Origin of the sequence: Piscinibacter defluvii (assembly GCF_004011805.1) — a bacterium.
Lineage (GTDB): Bacteria > Pseudomonadota > Gammaproteobacteria > Burkholderiales > Burkholderiaceae_C > Piscinibacter > Piscinibacter defluvii.
Map to the genome: position 1 here is coordinate 136,362 of NZ_RCHJ01000006.1, position 16,366 is coordinate 152,727.

The 16,366-nt window shown below is 72.8% G+C and carries 15 protein-coding genes; 2 read left to right on the forward strand and 13 right to left on the reverse strand.

What is annotated here, in order from left to right:
• Nucleotides 1–113: 113 nt before the first annotated feature.
• A complete protein-coding gene (gene glpK, locus D9C15_RS18320; protein WP_127999901.1) occupies nt 114–1,607 on the forward strand; it encodes a glycerol kinase GlpK in 1,494 nt (497 codons plus the stop codon).
• Entirely contained in the window at nt 1,607–2,377 is a 771-nt protein-coding gene (locus D9C15_RS18325; protein ID WP_127999903.1) for a sulfite exporter TauE/SafE family protein, read from the forward strand. Before glpK ends, D9C15_RS18325 begins: the two co-directional genes overlap by 1 nt.
• 66 nt (nt 2,378–2,443) lie before the next feature.
• Here D9C15_RS18325 and D9C15_RS18330 read toward each other — a convergent pair whose 3' ends face one another.
• The 13 genes from D9C15_RS18330 to D9C15_RS18390 all read right to left on the reverse strand — a co-directional run bounded on the left by D9C15_RS18330 (nt 2,444) and on the right by D9C15_RS18390 (nt 16,360).
• Nucleotides 2,444–3,385, reverse strand: a complete 942-nt coding sequence (locus tag D9C15_RS18330; RefSeq protein ID WP_127999905.1) for an NAD-dependent epimerase/dehydratase family protein — start codon at nt 3,383–3,385, stop codon at nt 2,444–2,446.
• A gap of 12 nt (nt 3,386–3,397) precedes the next feature.
• The gene (locus D9C15_RS18335) at nt 3,398–4,378 is read right to left on the reverse strand and encodes a fumarylacetoacetate hydrolase family protein (protein ID WP_127999907.1); all 981 of its coding nucleotides are present in this window, start codon (nt 4,376–4,378) and stop codon (nt 3,398–3,400) included.
• A gap of 10 nt (nt 4,379–4,388) precedes the next feature.
• A complete protein-coding gene (locus D9C15_RS18340; protein WP_127999908.1) occupies nt 4,389–4,970 on the reverse strand; it encodes a cupin domain-containing protein in 582 nt (193 codons plus the stop codon).
• A gap of 63 nt (nt 4,971–5,033) precedes the next feature.
• Complete coding sequence (locus D9C15_RS18345) at nt 5,034–6,230, reverse strand: ABC transporter substrate-binding protein (protein ID WP_164886768.1); 1,197 nt, start codon at nt 6,228–6,230, stop codon at nt 5,034–5,036.
• Nucleotides 6,231–6,232: 2 nt separating this feature from the next.
• Nucleotides 6,233–7,027: a cyclase family protein gene (locus tag D9C15_RS18350; protein ID WP_127999910.1), complete on the reverse strand. Its 795-nt coding sequence runs from the start codon at nt 7,025–7,027 to the stop codon at nt 6,233–6,235.
• Complete coding sequence (locus tag D9C15_RS18355; protein ID WP_127999911.1) at nt 7,024–8,190, reverse strand: MFS transporter; 1,167 nt, start codon at nt 8,188–8,190, stop codon at nt 7,024–7,026. Before D9C15_RS18355 ends, D9C15_RS18350 begins: the two co-directional genes overlap by 4 nt.
• Nucleotides 8,191–8,214: 24 nt before the next feature.
• On the reverse strand, nt 8,215–9,342 hold the full coding sequence (locus D9C15_RS18360) for an FAD-dependent oxidoreductase (protein ID WP_127999912.1): 1,128 nt from the start codon (nt 9,340–9,342) through the stop codon (nt 8,215–8,217).
• Complete coding sequence (locus tag D9C15_RS18365) at nt 9,339–9,689, reverse strand: Rieske (2Fe-2S) protein (RefSeq protein WP_127999913.1); 351 nt, start codon at nt 9,687–9,689, stop codon at nt 9,339–9,341. The genes D9C15_RS18360 and D9C15_RS18365 overlap by 4 nt, the downstream gene beginning before the upstream one ends.
• A gap of 15 nt (nt 9,690–9,704) precedes the next feature.
• Nucleotides 9,705–10,631 carry a VOC family protein gene (locus D9C15_RS18370; RefSeq protein ID WP_127999914.1) on the reverse strand — a complete coding sequence of 309 codons (927 nt, stop codon included), beginning with the start codon at nt 10,629–10,631 and terminating at the stop codon, nt 9,705–9,707.
• On the reverse strand, nt 10,628–11,794 hold the full coding sequence (locus D9C15_RS18375; RefSeq protein WP_127999915.1) for an alpha/beta hydrolase family protein: 1,167 nt from the start codon (nt 11,792–11,794) through the stop codon (nt 10,628–10,630). Before D9C15_RS18375 ends, D9C15_RS18370 begins: the two co-directional genes overlap by 4 nt.
• 34 nt (nt 11,795–11,828) lie before the next feature.
• Nucleotides 11,829–12,863: a Rieske 2Fe-2S domain-containing protein gene (locus D9C15_RS18380; RefSeq protein WP_127999916.1), complete on the reverse strand. Its 1,035-nt coding sequence runs from the start codon at nt 12,861–12,863 to the stop codon at nt 11,829–11,831.
• Nucleotides 12,864–12,878: 15 nt separating this feature from the next.
• The gene (locus D9C15_RS18385; RefSeq protein WP_127999917.1) at nt 12,879–15,296 is read right to left on the reverse strand and encodes an efflux RND transporter permease subunit; all 2,418 of its coding nucleotides are present in this window, start codon (nt 15,294–15,296) and stop codon (nt 12,879–12,881) included.
• Complete coding sequence (locus D9C15_RS18390) at nt 15,296–16,360, reverse strand: YCF48-related protein (protein WP_127999918.1); 1,065 nt, start codon at nt 16,358–16,360, stop codon at nt 15,296–15,298. The genes D9C15_RS18385 and D9C15_RS18390 overlap by 1 nt, the downstream gene beginning before the upstream one ends.
• Nucleotides 16,361–16,366: the final 6 nt, after the last annotated feature.

A 16,366-nucleotide genomic window follows, 5' to 3' on the forward strand; every position in this document is an offset into this window, starting at 1 on the left:
ATGTGGCACCTCTTGCCAACCAGCGCTGCGCGGGCCGGGCGCCGGGCCGCTCCCAAGCCGGCCCGCATCCCCTCGGGGGATCGTCCGGCGTACCCGTCGGACGAGGGGCTGTCATGACCTACCTGCTGGCCCTGGACCAGGGCACCTCGAGCTCGCGCAGCGTGCTGTTCGACCGCGACGGCCGTGTCGTCGCGATGGCGCAGCGCGAGCTGCCGCAGCGTTTCCCGCAGCCCGGCTGGGTCGAACACGACCCGCACCGCATCTGGGCCGACCAGCTCGCGACGGCGCGTGAGGCGCTCGCCCAGGCCGGCGCGACGGCACGCGAGGTCGCCGCGATCGGCATCACCAACCAGCGCGAGACCACGCTGCTGTGGGACCGGCGCAGCGGCGAGCCGCTGCACCACGCGATCGTCTGGCAGGACCGGCGCGCGGAGCCGGTCTGCGCCGCGCTGCGCGCCCGGGGCCTCGCGCCGCGGGTGCAGTCGAGCACCGGGCTGGTGGTCGATGCCTACTTCTCGGGCCCCAAGCTGGCCTGGCTGCTCGAGCAGGTGCCGGGTGCACGGGCCGCGGCCGAGCGCGGCGAGCTGGCGTTCGGCACGGTCGACAGCTGGCTGCTGTGGCAGCTGACCGGCGGCCGCGTGCATGCCACCGACGTCAGCAACGCATCGCGCACGATGCTGTTCGACATCCACCGCCGCTGCTGGGACGACGAACTGCTCGCCGCGCTCGGCATCCCGGCCTCCGTGCTGCCGGCCGTGCGGCCATCCAGTCACCTCTACGGCGAGACCGACGCGGCGCTGTTCGGCCGCCCGATCGCCATCGGCGGCGTCGCCGGCGACCAGCAGAGCGCGCTGTTCGGCCAGGCCTGCTTCGCGCCCGGCCTGGCCAAGAACACCTACGGCACGGGCTGCTTCCTGCTGATGCACACCGGTGCGCAGGCGTTGCGCTCGGGCACCGGCCTGCTGACCAGCTGCGCGGCACAACCGGACGAGCGCGCCGGCTACGCGCTCGAAGGCAGCGTGTTCGTCGGCGGCGCGGTGGTGCAGTGGCTGCGCGACGGGCTCGGCGCGATCCGTTCGAGCACCGAGGTGCAGGCGCTGGCCGAGAGCGTGCCCGACAGCGGCGGCGTGGTGCTGGTGCCGGCCTTCACCGGACTCGGCGCCCCCTACTGGAATGCGCAGGCGCGCGGCAGCATCGTCGGCCTGAGCCGCGGCAGCACGGTGGCCCACATCGCCCGGGCCGCGCTCGAGAGCGTCGCCTTCCAGAGCGCTGCGCTGCTCGACGCGATGGCACACGACGTGCGCGCCGCCGGCGGCGCCCCGCTGGCCGAGCTGCGCGTGGACGGCGGCGCGTCAGTCAACCCGCTGCTGATGCAGTTCCAGGCCGACCTGCTGGGCATCCCGGTGGTGCGGCCCGAGATGATCGAGACCACCGCGCTCGGCGCGGCCTACCTGGCCGGCCTCGCCGCGGGTGTCTACCGCAGTCTGGACGAGCTGAGCGCCTTGTGGCGCGCCGGCCGGCGCTTCGAGCCGACACTGCCGCGCGAGCGCGCCGCCGAGCTGATGGCGCGCTGGGACCACGCGGTGCGCCAGACCGTGGCGGCGTGATGGAACTGTCCGCCTGGGAACTGCAGTTCGCGTTCGTCGGCTGCGTCGCGGTGGCCACCTACGTGCAGAACCTGACCGGCTTCGCGTTCGGGCTGATCCTGCTCGGCCTGGTCAGCGTGCTGCGCCTCGCGTCGGTGCCCGACGCCGCCAACGCGGCGACGCTGCTGACGCTGGCCAACACCGTGTCCTACCTGCGGTTGCACCCGCTGCAGCCGCAGTGGCGCGTCGTCACGCCGGCGATCGTGCCGAGCCTGCTCGGGGTGGCCGCCGGCGTCGCGCTGCTCGCCTGGCTGAGCAGCAACGCGGCACTGGCGCTGCGCGGCCTGCTCGGCGTCGCGATCGTCGCCTGCGCGCTGCTGCTGCTGGTCAGCGCGACGCCTCGCGCACAGCTGTCGAGCCGCGCCAGTTTCCGGGCGATCGGCGCGTTGTCGGGCCTGATGGGCGGGCTGTTCTCCAGCGCCGGGCCGCCGCTGGTGTTCCACCTGTACCGACAGCCGCTGCCGCGCGACGTGGTGCAGCAGTGCCTGGTGCTGATGTTCGGCATCAACCAGCTGCTGCGTCTCGTGCTGATCCTGGCCGCCGGGCGCTTCACGACCCACTCCATCGTGCTCGGCCTGTCGGCCTTCCCGGTCGTCTACGCGGTGACCTGGTGGCAGCACCGGCACCCGCCGCAGATCAGCGCGGCCACGATCCGCCGCGCCACCGCGGGGTTGCTGATGCTGGCGGGCGGCTCGATGGTCGCGTCGCTGTGGCTACGGACCGGCGCGTAGCGTGGTCCCGCTTGCCATTGGCGAGCGCCCTCGTCGCGACGCAGGCCTGCACGGTAAAGCGGCGCGTCAGTGCGCCGTTGCGCGGCGGACCAGCATGTCGACGGTGCCGTCGTGGCAGAAGCCGAGCGCCTCGGCCTGCGGCGTTTGCAGCGGCGGGAAGGTCGCGAACAGGCGTTGCACCTGCTGCCGTGGTTCGTAGCGCACGAACGCGCGGCGCGTCTCGCCGTGGCGGCGGGCCAGCGCATCCACCACCGCGCCGATCGACAGGTGCAGCGCCGGCATCTGCACGACGCGACGCGCATCGAGCCGGGCCGTGTCGATCGCGGCGGCGTGCAGCAGGTTGTCGACGCAGGCCGCCACCGAGATCCACCAGGCCGTGCCATCCGCGCTGACCGGCAGCACGATGGCCTCCCCGGCCGCGAGCTTCCAGAACAGCTGGCTCATGAAGGCCGAGACCAGCCCCGCGCCGTCGCCGGGCCGCGCGACGACGCCGGGCAGCCGCAGCGAGCAGGCATCGACCCAGCCGCGCCGTGCCGCGTCGGCGACGAGCACCTCGGCGGCGAGCTTGTGCGCACCGTAGCTCATCGCCGGCCGCGGCGGCGTCTGCTCGTCGACGATCGCCGGCAGCGGATCGCCATAGACCGCGACGGTGCTCGTGAACACCAGGCGCGGGCAGCCGCCCTGCTCGCGCAGCAAGGCGAGCAGACGCGCGGTCGCATCGAGGTTGACACGCCGGCCGAGGTCGGGCGCCGCTTCGGCGGCGCCGCCGGGCACGCTGGCGAGGTGGAACACCCGGTCCACCGGTTCGCGCAGCGCCTGCTCGAGGACTTCGGCATCGGCGATCGACCCGGACACCGACCGCAGCCGCGAGTCCTCGGGCAGATCGTCCAGCGCGAGGTCGAGCGCGACCAGCCGATCGACGCGCCGGCCGTCGAGCCCCGTGTCGAGCAGCCGCGCGACGAGCACGCGGCCGATGAAGCCGCCGGCCCCGGTGACGAGCACCTGCATGCCGAGCCCCCGTCAGCCGCGCACGACGCGCTGCTCGATCGCGCCGAACGGACCCTCGCGTCCGTCGGGGAACATCGCCTGCATGCGCACGCGATCGGCAAAGCGCATGAAGCCGGTGCGAACCGCGCCCTCGTCGATCTTCTCGATCACGCGGCGTTCGGCAATGCACGCCGAGCCGGCGGCGCGCGCGACGTTCGACACCGTGCCCGAGCCGACGATCGTGCCCGCCGACAGCCGCCGCGTGCGCGCCGCATGCGCGACGAGCTGGCCGAAGTGGAAGTTCATCTCGCGCCCGTCCGGTTCGCCGAAACGTTCGCCGTTCCACTGCACGTGCAGCGGCATCGCGACGAGGCCGTGCTGCCAGGCATCGCCCAGTTCGTCGGGCGTCACCGCGACCGGCGCGAACGCGGTCGAGGGCTTGGCCTGCAGGAAGCCGAAGCCGGTCTTCATCTCGTGAGGCCCCAGCGCGCGCAGGCTCCAGTCGTTCAGCTGCACGACGAGGCGGACGCAGCCGAGCGCGGCCTCGGGCGACACGCCCATGGGCACCGCGCCGCAGACGACGCCGTACTCGCCCTCGAAGTCGATGCCGTGTGCCTCGTCGGGCAGCGGCACGTCGTCGTGCGGGCCGAGGAAGTCGTCGCTCGCGCCCTGGTACATCACCGGCACGGTGTCGAAGTCCGGGATCGGCGGCGTGTTGAAGGCCTGCTCCATCAGCCGGCCGTGGTTCAGGAAGGCCGAGCCGTCGAGCCACTGCGGGCTGCGCGGCAGCGGCGCGGCGCAGGCCTGCGGGTCGAATCCGATCGCACCGGCGGCGCTGCCGGCATCGAGCGCGTCCTGCACCTCCTGCAGCGCGGGCTGCACCGCGTCCCAGCGCTGCAGTGCATCGAGCAGGCAGGGCGCGATGTGCGGCACGGCGGCCGCGCGGGTGCCGTCGTGCGAGACGACGACGAGGCGGCCGTCGAGCGAGCCGTCCTTGAGGGTGGCGAAGCGCATGGCGGCTCCCTCAGGCGCGCCGCGCGAGCGCCGCGGCGATCTCGGGGTCGTACCGGCCGTCGACCAGCACGAACAGCATCCGGCACGGCCGGCCCGATCGGTTCGCCCAGGCGTGGTTGGTGCCGCGCTGCACGACCACGCTGCCGGGCCGCAGCAGGGCCTCGCCGGCGTCCAGCACCAGCGTCATCTCGCCGTCGATGACGATGCCGTAGTCGATCGACTCGGTGCGGTGCATCAGCGGATGCGGCGAGTCGCGCCGCACCGTCGAGGCCGCGGCATCGCCGGCCTGGGTGAAGGCGTCCTGCATGCGGGCCGCGCCATGGGCGAGGAAGTCCTCGGTGTCCGGCGGGATGTCGACGAAGCGGATGCGCGTGCCCTGCTTCGGCGGCGGCAGCTTCAACGGGCCGACGGTGGGATCGGCGCCGTTGTCCACCGGCGCCGGCGTCGCGCGTGTCTCCCACACCTCGTGGAACATGGTGCCCGGGATGGCCTGGATCTCGACGACGGTGGGCAGCGGCCCGTCGCTGGCGACGATCGCGCGGCCATCGGCATCGTGGCCGGTGACGACGCGGTGGATGGGGGGAAAGGACACGGGGGGATCTCCGGTGGATGGTGGGGTCTGCTTGATGTGCGCGGGAAGCGGCGAAGCGGCCGCTCAGCGCCGCAAGCGCCCTTCGCCGTCGAGCAGGGTGATCTCGACGAAGGGCCGCGGCTGGCGCTGCGCCGGGCCGAACTGCACCTTCAGCCCCGGCAGCTCGAACGCGCGCGTGGCCAGCGACTGCAGCAGGCAGGCACGCCCGGCCTCGCGGCCGCAGGCGCGCAGGGCCTCGTGGATGACGCGCGTGGCCGCATAGGCTTCCAGCGAGGGATGGCCGCCCGGCATGGCCACGTGCGCCCCGGGCGCCTCCTGTGCCGTCAGCGCACGCTGGTACTCGGCCACCAGCGGATGCAGCACGTTGCCCGGATGCGGCACCACCTGCGTCACCAGCAGGCCCGCCAGCGGATGCGGCCCGCGGCTGCCCGGCGGCCGCGCGGCCAGCGCGGCCCCGGCCTCGCTGAACACGAGGTAGTGCGTGGCGCAGGGCTGGGCGCGTGCGGCGGCCAGCGCGGCCCCGGCCTGCAAAGCATCGAGGGCCAGGATGACGGCCTCGGGCCGCTGCGCGCAGACCTGGTCGACCACGCGTCGCACGTCGGCGGGCGTGGCGCGTTCGGCCAGGCGTTCGCTGGCCACCGGCCGGATCGCGATGCGTGTCAGCTCGAACAGCACGCGCTCGCCGCCGGACTCGCCCTGCGCATCGGCCTGCGCGATCAGTGCGTAGCGGCTCACGCCCAGCGTGTCCAGGTGCAGCAGCGCCGCGCTGGCCTCTTCGGCCGCGCCGGCGCGCAGGTGGAAGACGCCGGGGCGCGGCGGATCGCGCAGCGGCTCCGCGCCCGTGGCCGGCCCCACCAGTGCGGCGCGTGGGGCCTCGCCCGCGGCCGGAGCCAGCACCTCCGCCACCGCGGCGGTGGCGCGCGCCCCGCGCACCCCCGTGAGGGCCACCGCGCCACGCGCCAGCAGCAGCCGTGCATTGGCCGCGGCGCGATGCGGGTCGCCGCCATCGTCCAGCGCCAGCAGTTCCAGCGGCCGGCCGGCCACGCCGCCGCCCGCGTTGGCGCGCGCCACGGCCAGCTGCGCACCATGGCGCAGCCCCAGGCCGTAGGCTGCATCAGGACCGGTCAGCGGCGCCGTCAGGCCGATGGCCAGCGGCTGGGCTTGCGCGCCCGCTGCCGCAGCGGCCAGCGTCAGCAGCAGCGCGACCAGCGAGCCCCCGCCCAGCGGCCGGCCGCGCAGCACGACGAGCGGGCGGTGCACCCTCAGTCCTCGAAGATCGCTACCGCGCGCGTCCAGCCGGCACTGGCGCCGCGGATCTTGTGCGGGAAGCAGCTGATGGTGAAGCCGTGGGCGGGCAACGCCTCCAGGTTGTGCAGCTTCTCCAGGTGGCAGTAGCCGATGTCGCGGCCGGCCTTGTGGCCTTCCCAGATCAGCGCCTTGTTGCCGGTCTCGGCCACGCGCTGAGCGGTGTAGGAGAACGGCGCGTCCCAGCTCCAGGCGTCGGTGCCGGTCAGTCGCACGCCGCGTTCGAGCAAGTACATCGTCGCCTCGTAGCCCATGCCGCAGCCGGCGCCGAGGTAGTCCGGGTTGCCGTAGCGCGAGCCGGCGCGTGTGTTGACGACGACGATGTCCAGCGGCTGCAGCGTGTGGCCGATGCGTTCCAGTTCGGCCTCGACATCGGCCGCGGTCGCGACGTAGCCGTCGGGGAGGTGGCGGAAGTCGAGCTTGACGCCGGGCTGGAAGCACCACTCGAGCGGCACCTGGTCGATCGTGATCGACGGGCGCGCGCCGCCGAGCTTGGCGTCCTGCGTCGAATGGAAGTGCCAGGGCGCGTCGAGGTGCGTGCCGTTGTGCGTGGTCAGCGTCACCCACTCGGCCGCGGCGGCCTCGCCGTCGGGGTAGTCCTCGGGGCGCGTGCCCGGCAGCATCGCCATGAACTCGGGCAGCGTGTCGGCGTGTTTCTGGTAGGTGATCTTCGGCGCCAGCGGCGGCGGGTCGGACAGCACGTCGTTCTCGAGGTAGATCGAGAGGTCGACGAAACGGCGGCAGGGTTTCATGCGAGGACGCTCCGCGCGGGGGCACCTGCCGGCGCGGGCAGCCGCGAGAAACAGGCGACGGCGAGCGCGGCAATCGCCGCGGCGGCGACGGCGAGGCTGCCGTAGCCGAAGGCCTTGACCAGCGTGCCGCCGAGGATGGGGCCGATCGCCGCGCCGGTCATCAGCATCGCCGGGGTCGCGGCGAGGGCGCGGCCGCTCGCATCCAGCCGCGCGAGCAGCCCGAAGCCGAAGGTGTGGGTGAAGATCATCACCGCGGCGAACACCGAGGCGGCCGCCGCGTACGGCGCGAACACGGTCGACTGCATGATCAGCGCGACGAGCAGGGCCTGCAGCACCGGCCCGCTGAGCAGCACCGCACGCGCCGACCAGCGCTTCTCGAGCAGCGCGGCGAGCGCGGCCGGCAGCAGGTTGACGAGGCTCAGCGCGACCAGCACGCCGGCGACCGCCGCGGGCCCGAAGCCGCGGTCGCTGCCGACGCGCTCGAGGAAGGCGAAGGTCATCGCCTGCACCAGGCCCATGCAGGCGATGCCGACAATGCCGAACCAGACGGCGCGTGGCATCGGCGCGGCGGCGGCTGGCGCCGGCGCTGTCGAATCGCCCGCCGGCGCCGCGTCGGCCTGCGGGAAGGCGAACAGCGCCACGAACGCGGCGACCGCCATCACCGCCGCGAAGACGCGGAACAGCGCCACGCCGCCGACCGCTGCGAGCAGCGGCGGCACGACCGCGAAGAAGGCGATCGCGAACACGCCGAGCGCGATGCCGACGACCGCGAACAACCGGTGCGGGTTCGCGCTGCGCGCGATCGTGCCGTGCGTGACGCTCAGCGCGGCACCGGCGGCAAGACCGGCCAGCGCATGCAGCAGCGCCAGCGCCGCGAAGTCCTGCCGCAGCGAGGCACCGAAGAACGCCAGCCCCGCGACGGCGAACCCGACCGCGACGACCGCGCGCCGCGGCAACCGGCCGAAGCGCGGCGCGAGCGTCACGCTCGCGAGCACCGCCGCGGCGAGGAACAGCGTCGCCAGGCCGCCGGCCTGCTGCGGGTCGAAGCCGTACTGCCCGATCAGCGTGCCGACCCACAGCGGCAGCGCCACCAGGTCCACCATGCCGGCACAGTGCGCCACCATCAGCGCGGCGCGGCCCGGCCAGGAAGACGTCGTGATCATTGGCTTGTCTCCTCGTGGCCGCGCTCAGATCGGCTGCGCGAGCGCCATCAGCGAGTCGCGCATGATCTGCGCGTGCTCGTCCTTGCTGCCGCCTTCCATCTCGATCCGGCCGAGCCGGAAGGAGTTCTCGACGACCATGCGGCAGCGCTCCCAGCGGCGCTCCTGAAAGGCCTGCAGTGCGGCCGGCACGTCGGCGCCGCGCGCCAGTTCCTCGGCCAGCACCAGCGCGTCCTCGATGCCGATGCAGGCGCCGCTGGCCAGGTGCGGCGTGGTCGCATGCACCGTGTCACCAATCAGCACGACGCGGCCGCGGAACCAGGGGCGCGGCATCAGCAGCCCTTCCAGCGGGCGGAAGACGATCTGGGCGTTTCCGTCGATCTGCGTGCGCACCTGCTGCAGCAGCGGCGCCGGGAACTCCTCGAGCAGGCCGCGCAGCAGCGGCACGAAGTCCACCGGGTCGACGCGCTCGTTGGCCGGCCGGTGCTCGGTGACGAACAGGTACATCTGCTCCTTCGAGACCGGGTTCAGGCCGGGCTTCACGCGGCCCAGCCACATCATCGCCGTCGTCACCTCCGGCGGCCGCGGCAGCACCGCGCGCCAGACGGCCTGGCCGCTGTAGTGCGGCTTCGGCGCTTCGGGGAACAGCGCCTCGCGCGTCTTCGAGTAGAGGCCGTCGGCGCCGATCACGAGGTCGTAGCGGCGCGTCTGCCCGTCGGTCAGCGTGACGTCGACACCCTCGGCGTCCTGTGCAATCGCGGTGAAGGTGCAGCCGAGCATGACGTTGGCGCCCGAGGCCCGCGTCGCGTCGGCGAGGATGCGCGCAAGCACCGGCCGCATGATCCCGCCGCCGCCGGGCACGTCGGGGCCGGCGATGCGCGGCGTCGGCAGCTCGGCGACCTGCGGGCCGTGCGGCGCGAAGAGCTTCACGCCGTCGGCCGCGTTGCCCTCGCGCAGGAAGGTCTCGAGGATGCCGAGCTGGCGGAACGCGCGCAGCGTGGCGCCGCCGAGGCTGATGCCGGCGCCGTAGTTGCGCCAGCCCGGGTCGATCTCGGCGATGTCGACCTCGGCGCCAAGCTTGCGCAGTTCGATGGCGGCGGCCATGCCGGAGAAGCCGCCGCCGATGATCAGGATGCGTGTGGCTGCGAGTGTCATGGGGATGTCTCCTCGTGCAGAGGCGCGGCGAGGTGGACTTCGCCGTCGTCGTGGATGCGCAATGGCACCGGCGTCAGCGACTCGCCCAGGCAGGGCCCGAGCGTGCAGCGGCCGGTATCAATCTCGAACTGTGCGCCGTGCGCGCCGCAGACGATGCGGTCGCGCGCGGCGTTCAGGAAGGCGTTCTTGCGCCACGCCATCGGCGTGCCGTGGTGCGGGCAGGCGTTGACCCAGGCGTGCAGCGCGGACCCCTGGCGCACGACCACCACCGTGTCGCGGCCGCTCGCGTGCGGATCGAAGCCGCGCGAATCGCCGTCGGGCAGGTCGTCGAGGTGGCACAGGCGCATGCTGTGTGCCCAGTCTCAGTGCTTGCCCCCCGGCGGCGGACCCGAAGGCGCCCACTTCTGCCGGTACTGGAACAGGAAGGCCTGCGACGCATCGGCGCCCATGCCAGTCTCGCGCGCGGTCCAGCGGTCGTCGTGCAGGTCCATGTCGGCGTCGTACTCGACGTGGCAGCCCAGCGGCGAGTTGAAGTACCAGAACCAGTTGCTGCCGTACAGGTGCCGGCCCGGGCCCCAGAAGCTCTCGTAGCCCTTCTCGACGAAGCGCGTGCCGGCGAGCAGCACCTCGGTCGGCCCGCCCATGTGGAAGGTGAAGTGCTCGCAGCCCTGCATGAACGGAGGCGTCTCGATCATGAACAGCGTGTGGTGGTCCAGCGTGCCGGCCGGGCGCAGGAACGGGCCGACGCCGGTGAAGCGGTCGGTGCAGACGAAGCCGAGCCGCGTGTAGAAGGCCTCGGCCTTCGCGACGTCGGGCACGAAGTAGACGACGTGCGACAGCGTGCGCGGCAGCGCCGCCATGTCGGGCGTCACACCGATCGCGTTGGGCCCGCGCTGCGGCGTGGCGCCGGGCGCGTTGACGGTTTCTGCGGGCAGCGCGAGGGGCCGCCTCACCGTGACCTGGAACGCGAGCGGGAAGCCCATGTCGTCGAGGCAGCGCAGCACGCCGTCGCGGCGGGTCAGTTCGCGGTCGCGGCGCAGTTCGGCTTCGATCGCATCGAGCGTCGCGGTGTCGGCCACGCCGTAGACGGTCTCGCGCAGCAGGCTCGCGGTGCCCATCGCCGGCGGCAGCGCCGGGTCGTCCTTCGCCCGCAGGATGACTGCGGTGCCGTCGAGCGCCTCGAAGCGGCCGGCGCCGGCGTCCTTCAGCCCGTAGTCGATCAGGTAGCGGCCGCAGGCGGCGAGGTCGTCGACGCCGAAGACGAGCGCGTCGGGTCCGATGATGTTCATGCTGAGGTCCTTGCTCCAAGGGTTTCTGCCACCCAGTCGGCGATGTACTGGCCGGCGTTGATGCTGTTGTCGAAGCTGGCGTGCTGCACGCCGCCTTCGCGGTCGGTGAAGATCTTCAGCTCGCGCTTCGGGCTGTTGACCAGCTGCTCGTAGGTGCGGTGCGCCCACTTCAGCGGAATCTGCGAATCGCGCTCGCCGTGCGTCACGAGGAAGGGCACGCGGATCTTCTCGACCACGCCGTCGAGGTGCACGTCCTCGGCGATGCGCATGAAGTCGTCGATGTCCTTCGCGCCCCAGACCCAGCAGACATGCGCCCAGTAGTGCGGCACCGGGAAGTCGCCCTCCTTCTCGAGGCGGCGCTTCTGCACGTCGCGCCAGTCGTGGTTCGCGCCCCAGGCCACGCCGCAGGCGAAGCGCGGCTCCATCGCGACGGCACGCGGGCAGTAGTAGCCGCCGAGCGAGACGCCCTCACAGCCGATGCGCCTGGCATCGACGTCGTCGCGCAACTCGAGCCAGTCGACCACGCGGCTGGCCCAGTGCTCGGCGTCGTGGCGCGCGGTGAGGCCCTGCAGGCGCAGCGCCTCGCCGGTGCCCGGCTGGTCGACGATCAGCGACGAGACGCCGCGAGCCGCGAGCCAGGCGGGCAGGCCGACCAGGTACTTCATCTCCTTGGTCGAGTCCAGGCCGTTGAGCTGCACGAGCAGCGGCGCGCGCTGGCCGGGGCGCAGGCCGTCCGCGGGGCGGTAGAGGGCCGACAGGTGCCTGCCTTCGTACGGGATCTCGACGCGCTGCACCGGGTCGCCGAGCAGGCGCATGCCCGTCTGGAACAGCGCCAGCTCGCGCCGGTAGATGGCCATGCGGCCCGCCGAGCCGTGCGCCTGCAGCCGCTCGGCGGTGGTGAGGTAGGCCGACGCGCGCCGGTATTTCTCGCCGGCCGAGCGCAGGCGGCCGCGCGCCTCGTCCTCGGCGGCGAGTTCGCACAGCGTGTCGGCCATCGTCACCCAGGTCTCGCGAAAGGCCTGCGTGCCGGCGGCATCGGGCGCCTTCGCGGCCTCCTGCAGCGGCGCGCACATCGTCTCGATCTCGCCGATGCGCGCGCCCATCTCGATCGCGAGGTTGACCGAGAGATTCCAGACGTAGTTGGTGGGGAAGTACTTGAACATGGGAGGTTCTCGATGGGGAATGGCGGGACGGCGCTCAGGCGTTCTCGCGCTCGATCGCGGCCTGCAGCGTGCGCCGCGCGCGCACCGCGGCGGCATCGCCGGCCAGCAGCACCGGCTTGAGGTCGAACAGCGACGCACCGGCCATGCGCCGCGCGACGGCCTCGACGATCGGCTTGTCCTCCCGCTCGAAGGGCGCACGCAGCGCCTGCACGCTCTCGTCGGCCAGCGCCTGCGCCATCGGCCCCATCTCACGCGGGAAGGAGATCGAATAGAAGTACAGGGTCTGTGACGGCGAGACCGGCGTGAAGCAGTGCGCCTGCTGCGAGACGATGCCCTGCTCCGGGGGCCGGCCGTGCGCCACGCCGCCGGCCCACAGCGCCATCACGGCCGGCGCACACCAGCGCACGTGCAGCCAGCGGTCGATCGGGCCTTCGGGCACCTGGAAGGCCTGGCGCAGGAAATTCGGCACCTCCCGGTCGTTGGCGATGAAGCGCTTGCACCAGACGGTGCCGCCCTCGGCTTCGCACTTCACCTCGGCACGGCGCACCGCCTCGCTGGCGAACAGCGGGTGCATGAACTCGATGTGCGAGAGGTCGAGGATGTTGTCGATCTCGAGCTCGTACGGCGCGTCGACGACCATCGTGCCGGTGCCCACCGCCCAGTGCTCCGGGTCGTTGAAGCCGAAGTCCGGGATCAGCGTCGGGTCGGCGAGCGTCTCGTCGCCCATCCAGATCCACAGCGCGCTGTGGCGCTCGACGACCGGGTAGCGGCGCAGCTTCGCCGCAGCGGGGATGTGGCCGTTGCCGTGCGGGTTGTGCACGCAGGCGCCGGAACCGTCGAAGCGCAGGCCGTGGTACGGGCACTGCACCGCGGCGCCGCCTTCGCAGAGACGGCCCATCGACAGCGGCGCGAAGCGGTGCGGGCAGCGGTCGTGCAGCGCCTGCGGCGCGCCCTGCGGGTCGCGGAAGAAGACCAGCGGTTCGTCGAGCAACGTGCGGGCGAGCAGCTGGCCGGGCGACAGTTCGGTCGCCCAGGCGGCCACGGTCCAGGCATTGCGGAGGTAAGGCATGGTGTCTGTCCTCGATCAGGAGCGCGCCTTCAGCGCACCGTAGAACGCGGCCGAGTCCTGGTTGGCCCGGGGCGAGCGCTTCAGCAGGAAGTGCGCGAGCGCCGGCAGCAGCACCAGCGCGCCGAGCATGTTCCAGAGGAACATGAAGGCCAGCAGCAGCCCCATGTCGGCCTGGAACTTGATCGGGCTCGCGACCCAGGTGATCACGCCGATCGCGAGCGTCACGCCGGTCAGCATCACCACCTTGCCGGTGAACAGCAGCGCGCGGTAGTAGCTCTCCGACAGGCTGCGCCCCTCGCGCAGCTGCGCCAGCGTGACGCTCAGGATGTAGAGCGCGTAGTCGACGCCGATGCCGACGCCGAGCGCGATCACCGGCAGCGTCGCGACCTTCACGCCCATGCCGAGCATGACCATCAGCGCCTCGGCGAGCACCGAGGTCAGCATCAGCGGCAGGATCGCGACGACCACCGCGCGCCACGAGCGGAAGGTCACGAACGCGAGCAGCGCGACCGCGGCGTAGACCAGCGCGAGCATCGTGCGCCAGGCGTCCTTCACGACGATGTTGGTCGCCGCCTCGATGCCGGCAGAACCGGCGGCGAGCAGGAACTTCGTGTCGTCGGTGTCGTTCGCGGCCGCGAAGGCCTCGACGTGATCGACCACGCGCGTCAGCGTCTCGGCCTTGTGGTCACGCAGGTAGACCGAGAGCGTCAGCAGCGAACACGCGTCGTTGTACAGGCCGCGCGGCGCGCCGGCCGTCACCGTGTTCAGCATGTCCTGGTTGGGCAGGAACTCGTACCACTTCGGGTTGCCTTCGTTCAGCCCGGCGAGCACGCGGCGGTTCAGCAGCGCGAGCGAGTTCGTGCTCTCGACACCGTCGAGCTGGCGCAGCTGCCATTCGAGCGCGTCGATCTTGTTCAGCGTCTCGACCTGCGAGCAGCGGCCCTCGGGCGTGGTGACCATCACCGCGAGCACATCGCTGGAGGCGCCGTAGGCCGCGTTGACGAAGGCGACGTCGCGGTTGTAGCGCGAGTCGGCGCGCAGCTCGGGCGCGCCGGGGTCGAGGTCGCCGATCTTCAGCTGCGTGCTCGCCGCGAAGCCGAGCGCGCCCAGCAGCCCCGCGACCACGATCGCGAGCGTCGCGTGGCGCCGCTGCGTGTAGCGGTCGAGGAAGGCCCACAGCGGCTGCTTGCCGGCGCCGGCCGCATCGGCGGCCTCGGCGCGCAGGCTGCGCTGCGCGGCCCTGGCGCTGACACCGGTGTAGCTCAGCAGGATCGGCAGCAGGATCAGGTTGGTGAAGATCAGCACCGCGACGCCGATCGACGCCGCGATCGCCAGCTCGCGGATCACCTGGATGTCGATCACCAGCAGCACCGCGAAGCCGACCGCATCGGCGAGCAGCGCGGTCAGCCCGGCCAGGAACAGGCGCCGGAACGTGTAGCGCGCGGCGACCAGCCGGGGCAGGCCGCGGCCGATGTCCTGCATGATGCCGTTCATCTTCTGCGCGCCGTGGCTCATGCCGATCGCGAAAACGAGGAAGGGCACGAGGATCGAGTACGGGTCGAGCGCGTAGCCCAGCGCCGGCAGCAGCCCGAGCTGCCAGACCACCGCGACCAGCGACGCCGCGACGACGAGCAGCGTCGAACGCACGCAACGTGTGTAGGCGAACACCATCGCGGTGGCGATCGCGACCGCGAGCGCGAAGAAGCCGAGCACCGCGCGCACGCCGGCGATCAGGTCGCCGACGATCTTGGCGAAGCCGGTGACGTGGATGCGCACGCCCTGCTGTTCGTACTTCGTGCGCAGCGCCTCGATGCGCTGCGCGAAGGCCGCGTAGTCGAGCGCGTGGCCGTCGGCGTCGCGCGCCAGCAGCGGCACGTAGATCACGCTCGACTTCGCGTCGAGCGCGACGAGCTGGCCGATCTCGCCCGAGCGCGCGATGTTGGCGCGCAGCTGCTCGAGGCTCTTGGGCGAACCGTCGTAGCCGTCGGGAATCACCGGGCCGCCTTCGAGCCCCTCCTCGGTGACGCCGACCCAGCGTGTCGTCGGCGTCCACAGCGACTTCATCTGGTTGCGCGCGACGCCGGGCACGAGGAAGACCTCGTCGGAGAGCTGGCGCAGCGTCTCGAGGTAGGCCGCGTCGTAGAGGCTGCCCTGCGGGTTCGCGACCGCGATGCGCACTGCGTTGCCCAGCCCGCTCAGCTCGGCCTGGTGGGCGAGGAAGTTGCGGATGTAGCGGTGCTCGGCGGGGATCGTCTTCTCGAAGCTCGCGTTCAGCTGCAGCCGCGTCGCCTGCCAGCCGAGCAGCGCGGTGACGAGCGCGCACAGCAGCACGACGATCGCGCGGTGGTTGAACAGCGCCCGCTCGATCAGCGAGCCGGAGCGCGGGTCGAAGGCGGAGCCGCCGAGGGCGGGGGCGGCGTCGGTCGGGGCCATCACTTCGCAGGTCCTGGTTCGATCTCGGCGCGCTGCGCGCCTTGCACGGTCAAGGCGAGCAGCGGCGCACCGGCGCGCGGCAGCAGGCCGTTGAGCGGCGGCAGCGGCGAGGGGTTCAGCGGCACGAGGCGCTCGCCCTGCAGGGCCATCACGAAGCCGGCCTGGTTGGCGGCGAGCAGGCGGCCGTCGGCGGCCAGCGCGGTCGCGGTGATCGACGCCGGCATCGGCACGGCGACCGAGTTCCACGTCGCCCCGCCGTCGGTCGAGCGCAGCGTCGTGCCGCGCAGGCCGGCGAGCACGATGTCCTGATCGCCGAGCAGCTCGGCGCTGAAGAAGCTGCCCTTGTACGGCGTCTCGACGCGGCGGAAGCTGCGCCCGGCGTCGCTCGACAGCAGCACCAGGCCCTGCTCGCCGGCCAGGAGCAGCGTCTGCCCGCGCTGGCGCGCCGCGTAGAGGTGCAGGCCCTTCGGGTTCGGCAGGCGCGGCATCCACGACTGCCAGCTCGTGCCGCCGTCCTCGCTCGCGAGCGCGAGGCCGTAGGCGCCGACGACGAGCAGCCGCGGCCCGCCGAGCAGCAGCAGGTCCAGCAGCGGCTTGTCCGGCCCGTCGGCGACGAGCCGCTCGGCCTCCTGCACGGCCCGCGCATCGCCGCCGGCGCGGGCGGCGTCGAGAACGAGCTGGGCAGCCTGACGGCCGTCGAGCCGGCGGGTCCAGCGTTCGCCGCCGTCCTCGCTCGCGAGCACGGTGCCGCCGTGGCCCACCGCCCAGCCCTGTCTCGCATCGGCAAAGCGCACGGCCGTCAGCGTGACGCTGATGGGCACGCTCGCCTGCCGCCACGCTCGCCCGCCGTCGTCCGACAGCGCGACGATGCCGCGCTCGCCGACCGCCACGATGCGCTCGCCGGCCAGGGCCGCGCCGACCAGCACCGCACGCTCCGGCGCCCGCACGGCGACCGCCGCGCGCTCCAGCGCCGCGCCGACGGGTGCCGCGCCGCACAGCGCGGGCAGCGCCGCCAGCACGCACGGCAGGAGCCGGCGCAGCGCGAGGGTGGACAGCAGCCGCATCGCCGT

Excerpts from the sequence above, each read along its gene's own strand:
- glpK (WP_127999901.1), top strand. The coding sequence starts at position 114 with ATGACCTACCTGCTGGCCCTGGACCAGGGCACCTCGAGCTCGCGCAGC.
- D9C15_RS18325 (WP_127999903.1), top strand. The coding sequence starts at position 1,607 with ATGGAACTGTCCGCCTGGGAACTGCAGTTCGCGTTCGTCGGCTGCGTC.
- D9C15_RS18330 (WP_127999905.1), bottom strand. The coding sequence starts at position 3,385 with ATGCAGGTGCTCGTCACCGGGGCCGGCGGCTTCATCGGCCGCGTGCTC.
- D9C15_RS18335 (WP_127999907.1), bottom strand. The coding sequence starts at position 4,378 with ATGCGCTTCGCCACCCTCAAGGACGGCTCGCTCGACGGCCGCCTCGTC.
- D9C15_RS18350 (WP_127999910.1), bottom strand. The coding sequence starts at position 7,027 with ATGAAACCCTGCCGCCGTTTCGTCGACCTCTCGATCTACCTCGAGAAC.
- D9C15_RS18355 (WP_127999911.1), bottom strand. The coding sequence starts at position 8,190 with ATGATCACGACGTCTTCCTGGCCGGGCCGCGCCGCGCTGATGGTGGCG.
- D9C15_RS18360 (WP_127999912.1), bottom strand. The coding sequence starts at position 9,342 with ATGACACTCGCAGCCACACGCATCCTGATCATCGGCGGCGGCTTCTCC.
- D9C15_RS18365 (WP_127999913.1), bottom strand. The coding sequence starts at position 9,689 with ATGCGCCTGTGCCACCTCGACGACCTGCCCGACGGCGATTCGCGCGGC.
- D9C15_RS18370 (WP_127999914.1), bottom strand. The coding sequence starts at position 10,631 with ATGAACATCATCGGACCCGACGCGCTCGTCTTCGGCGTCGACGACCTC.
- D9C15_RS18375 (WP_127999915.1), bottom strand. The coding sequence starts at position 11,794 with ATGTTCAAGTACTTCCCCACCAACTACGTCTGGAATCTCTCGGTCAAC.
- D9C15_RS18380 (WP_127999916.1), bottom strand. The coding sequence starts at position 12,863 with ATGCCTTACCTCCGCAATGCCTGGACCGTGGCCGCCTGGGCGACCGAA.
- D9C15_RS18385 (WP_127999917.1), bottom strand. The coding sequence starts at position 15,296 with ATGGCCCCGACCGACGCCGCCCCCGCCCTCGGCGGCTCCGCCTTCGAC.
- D9C15_RS18390 (WP_127999918.1), bottom strand. The coding sequence starts at position 16,360 with ATGCGGCTGCTGTCCACCCTCGCGCTGCGCCGGCTCCTGCCGTGCGTG.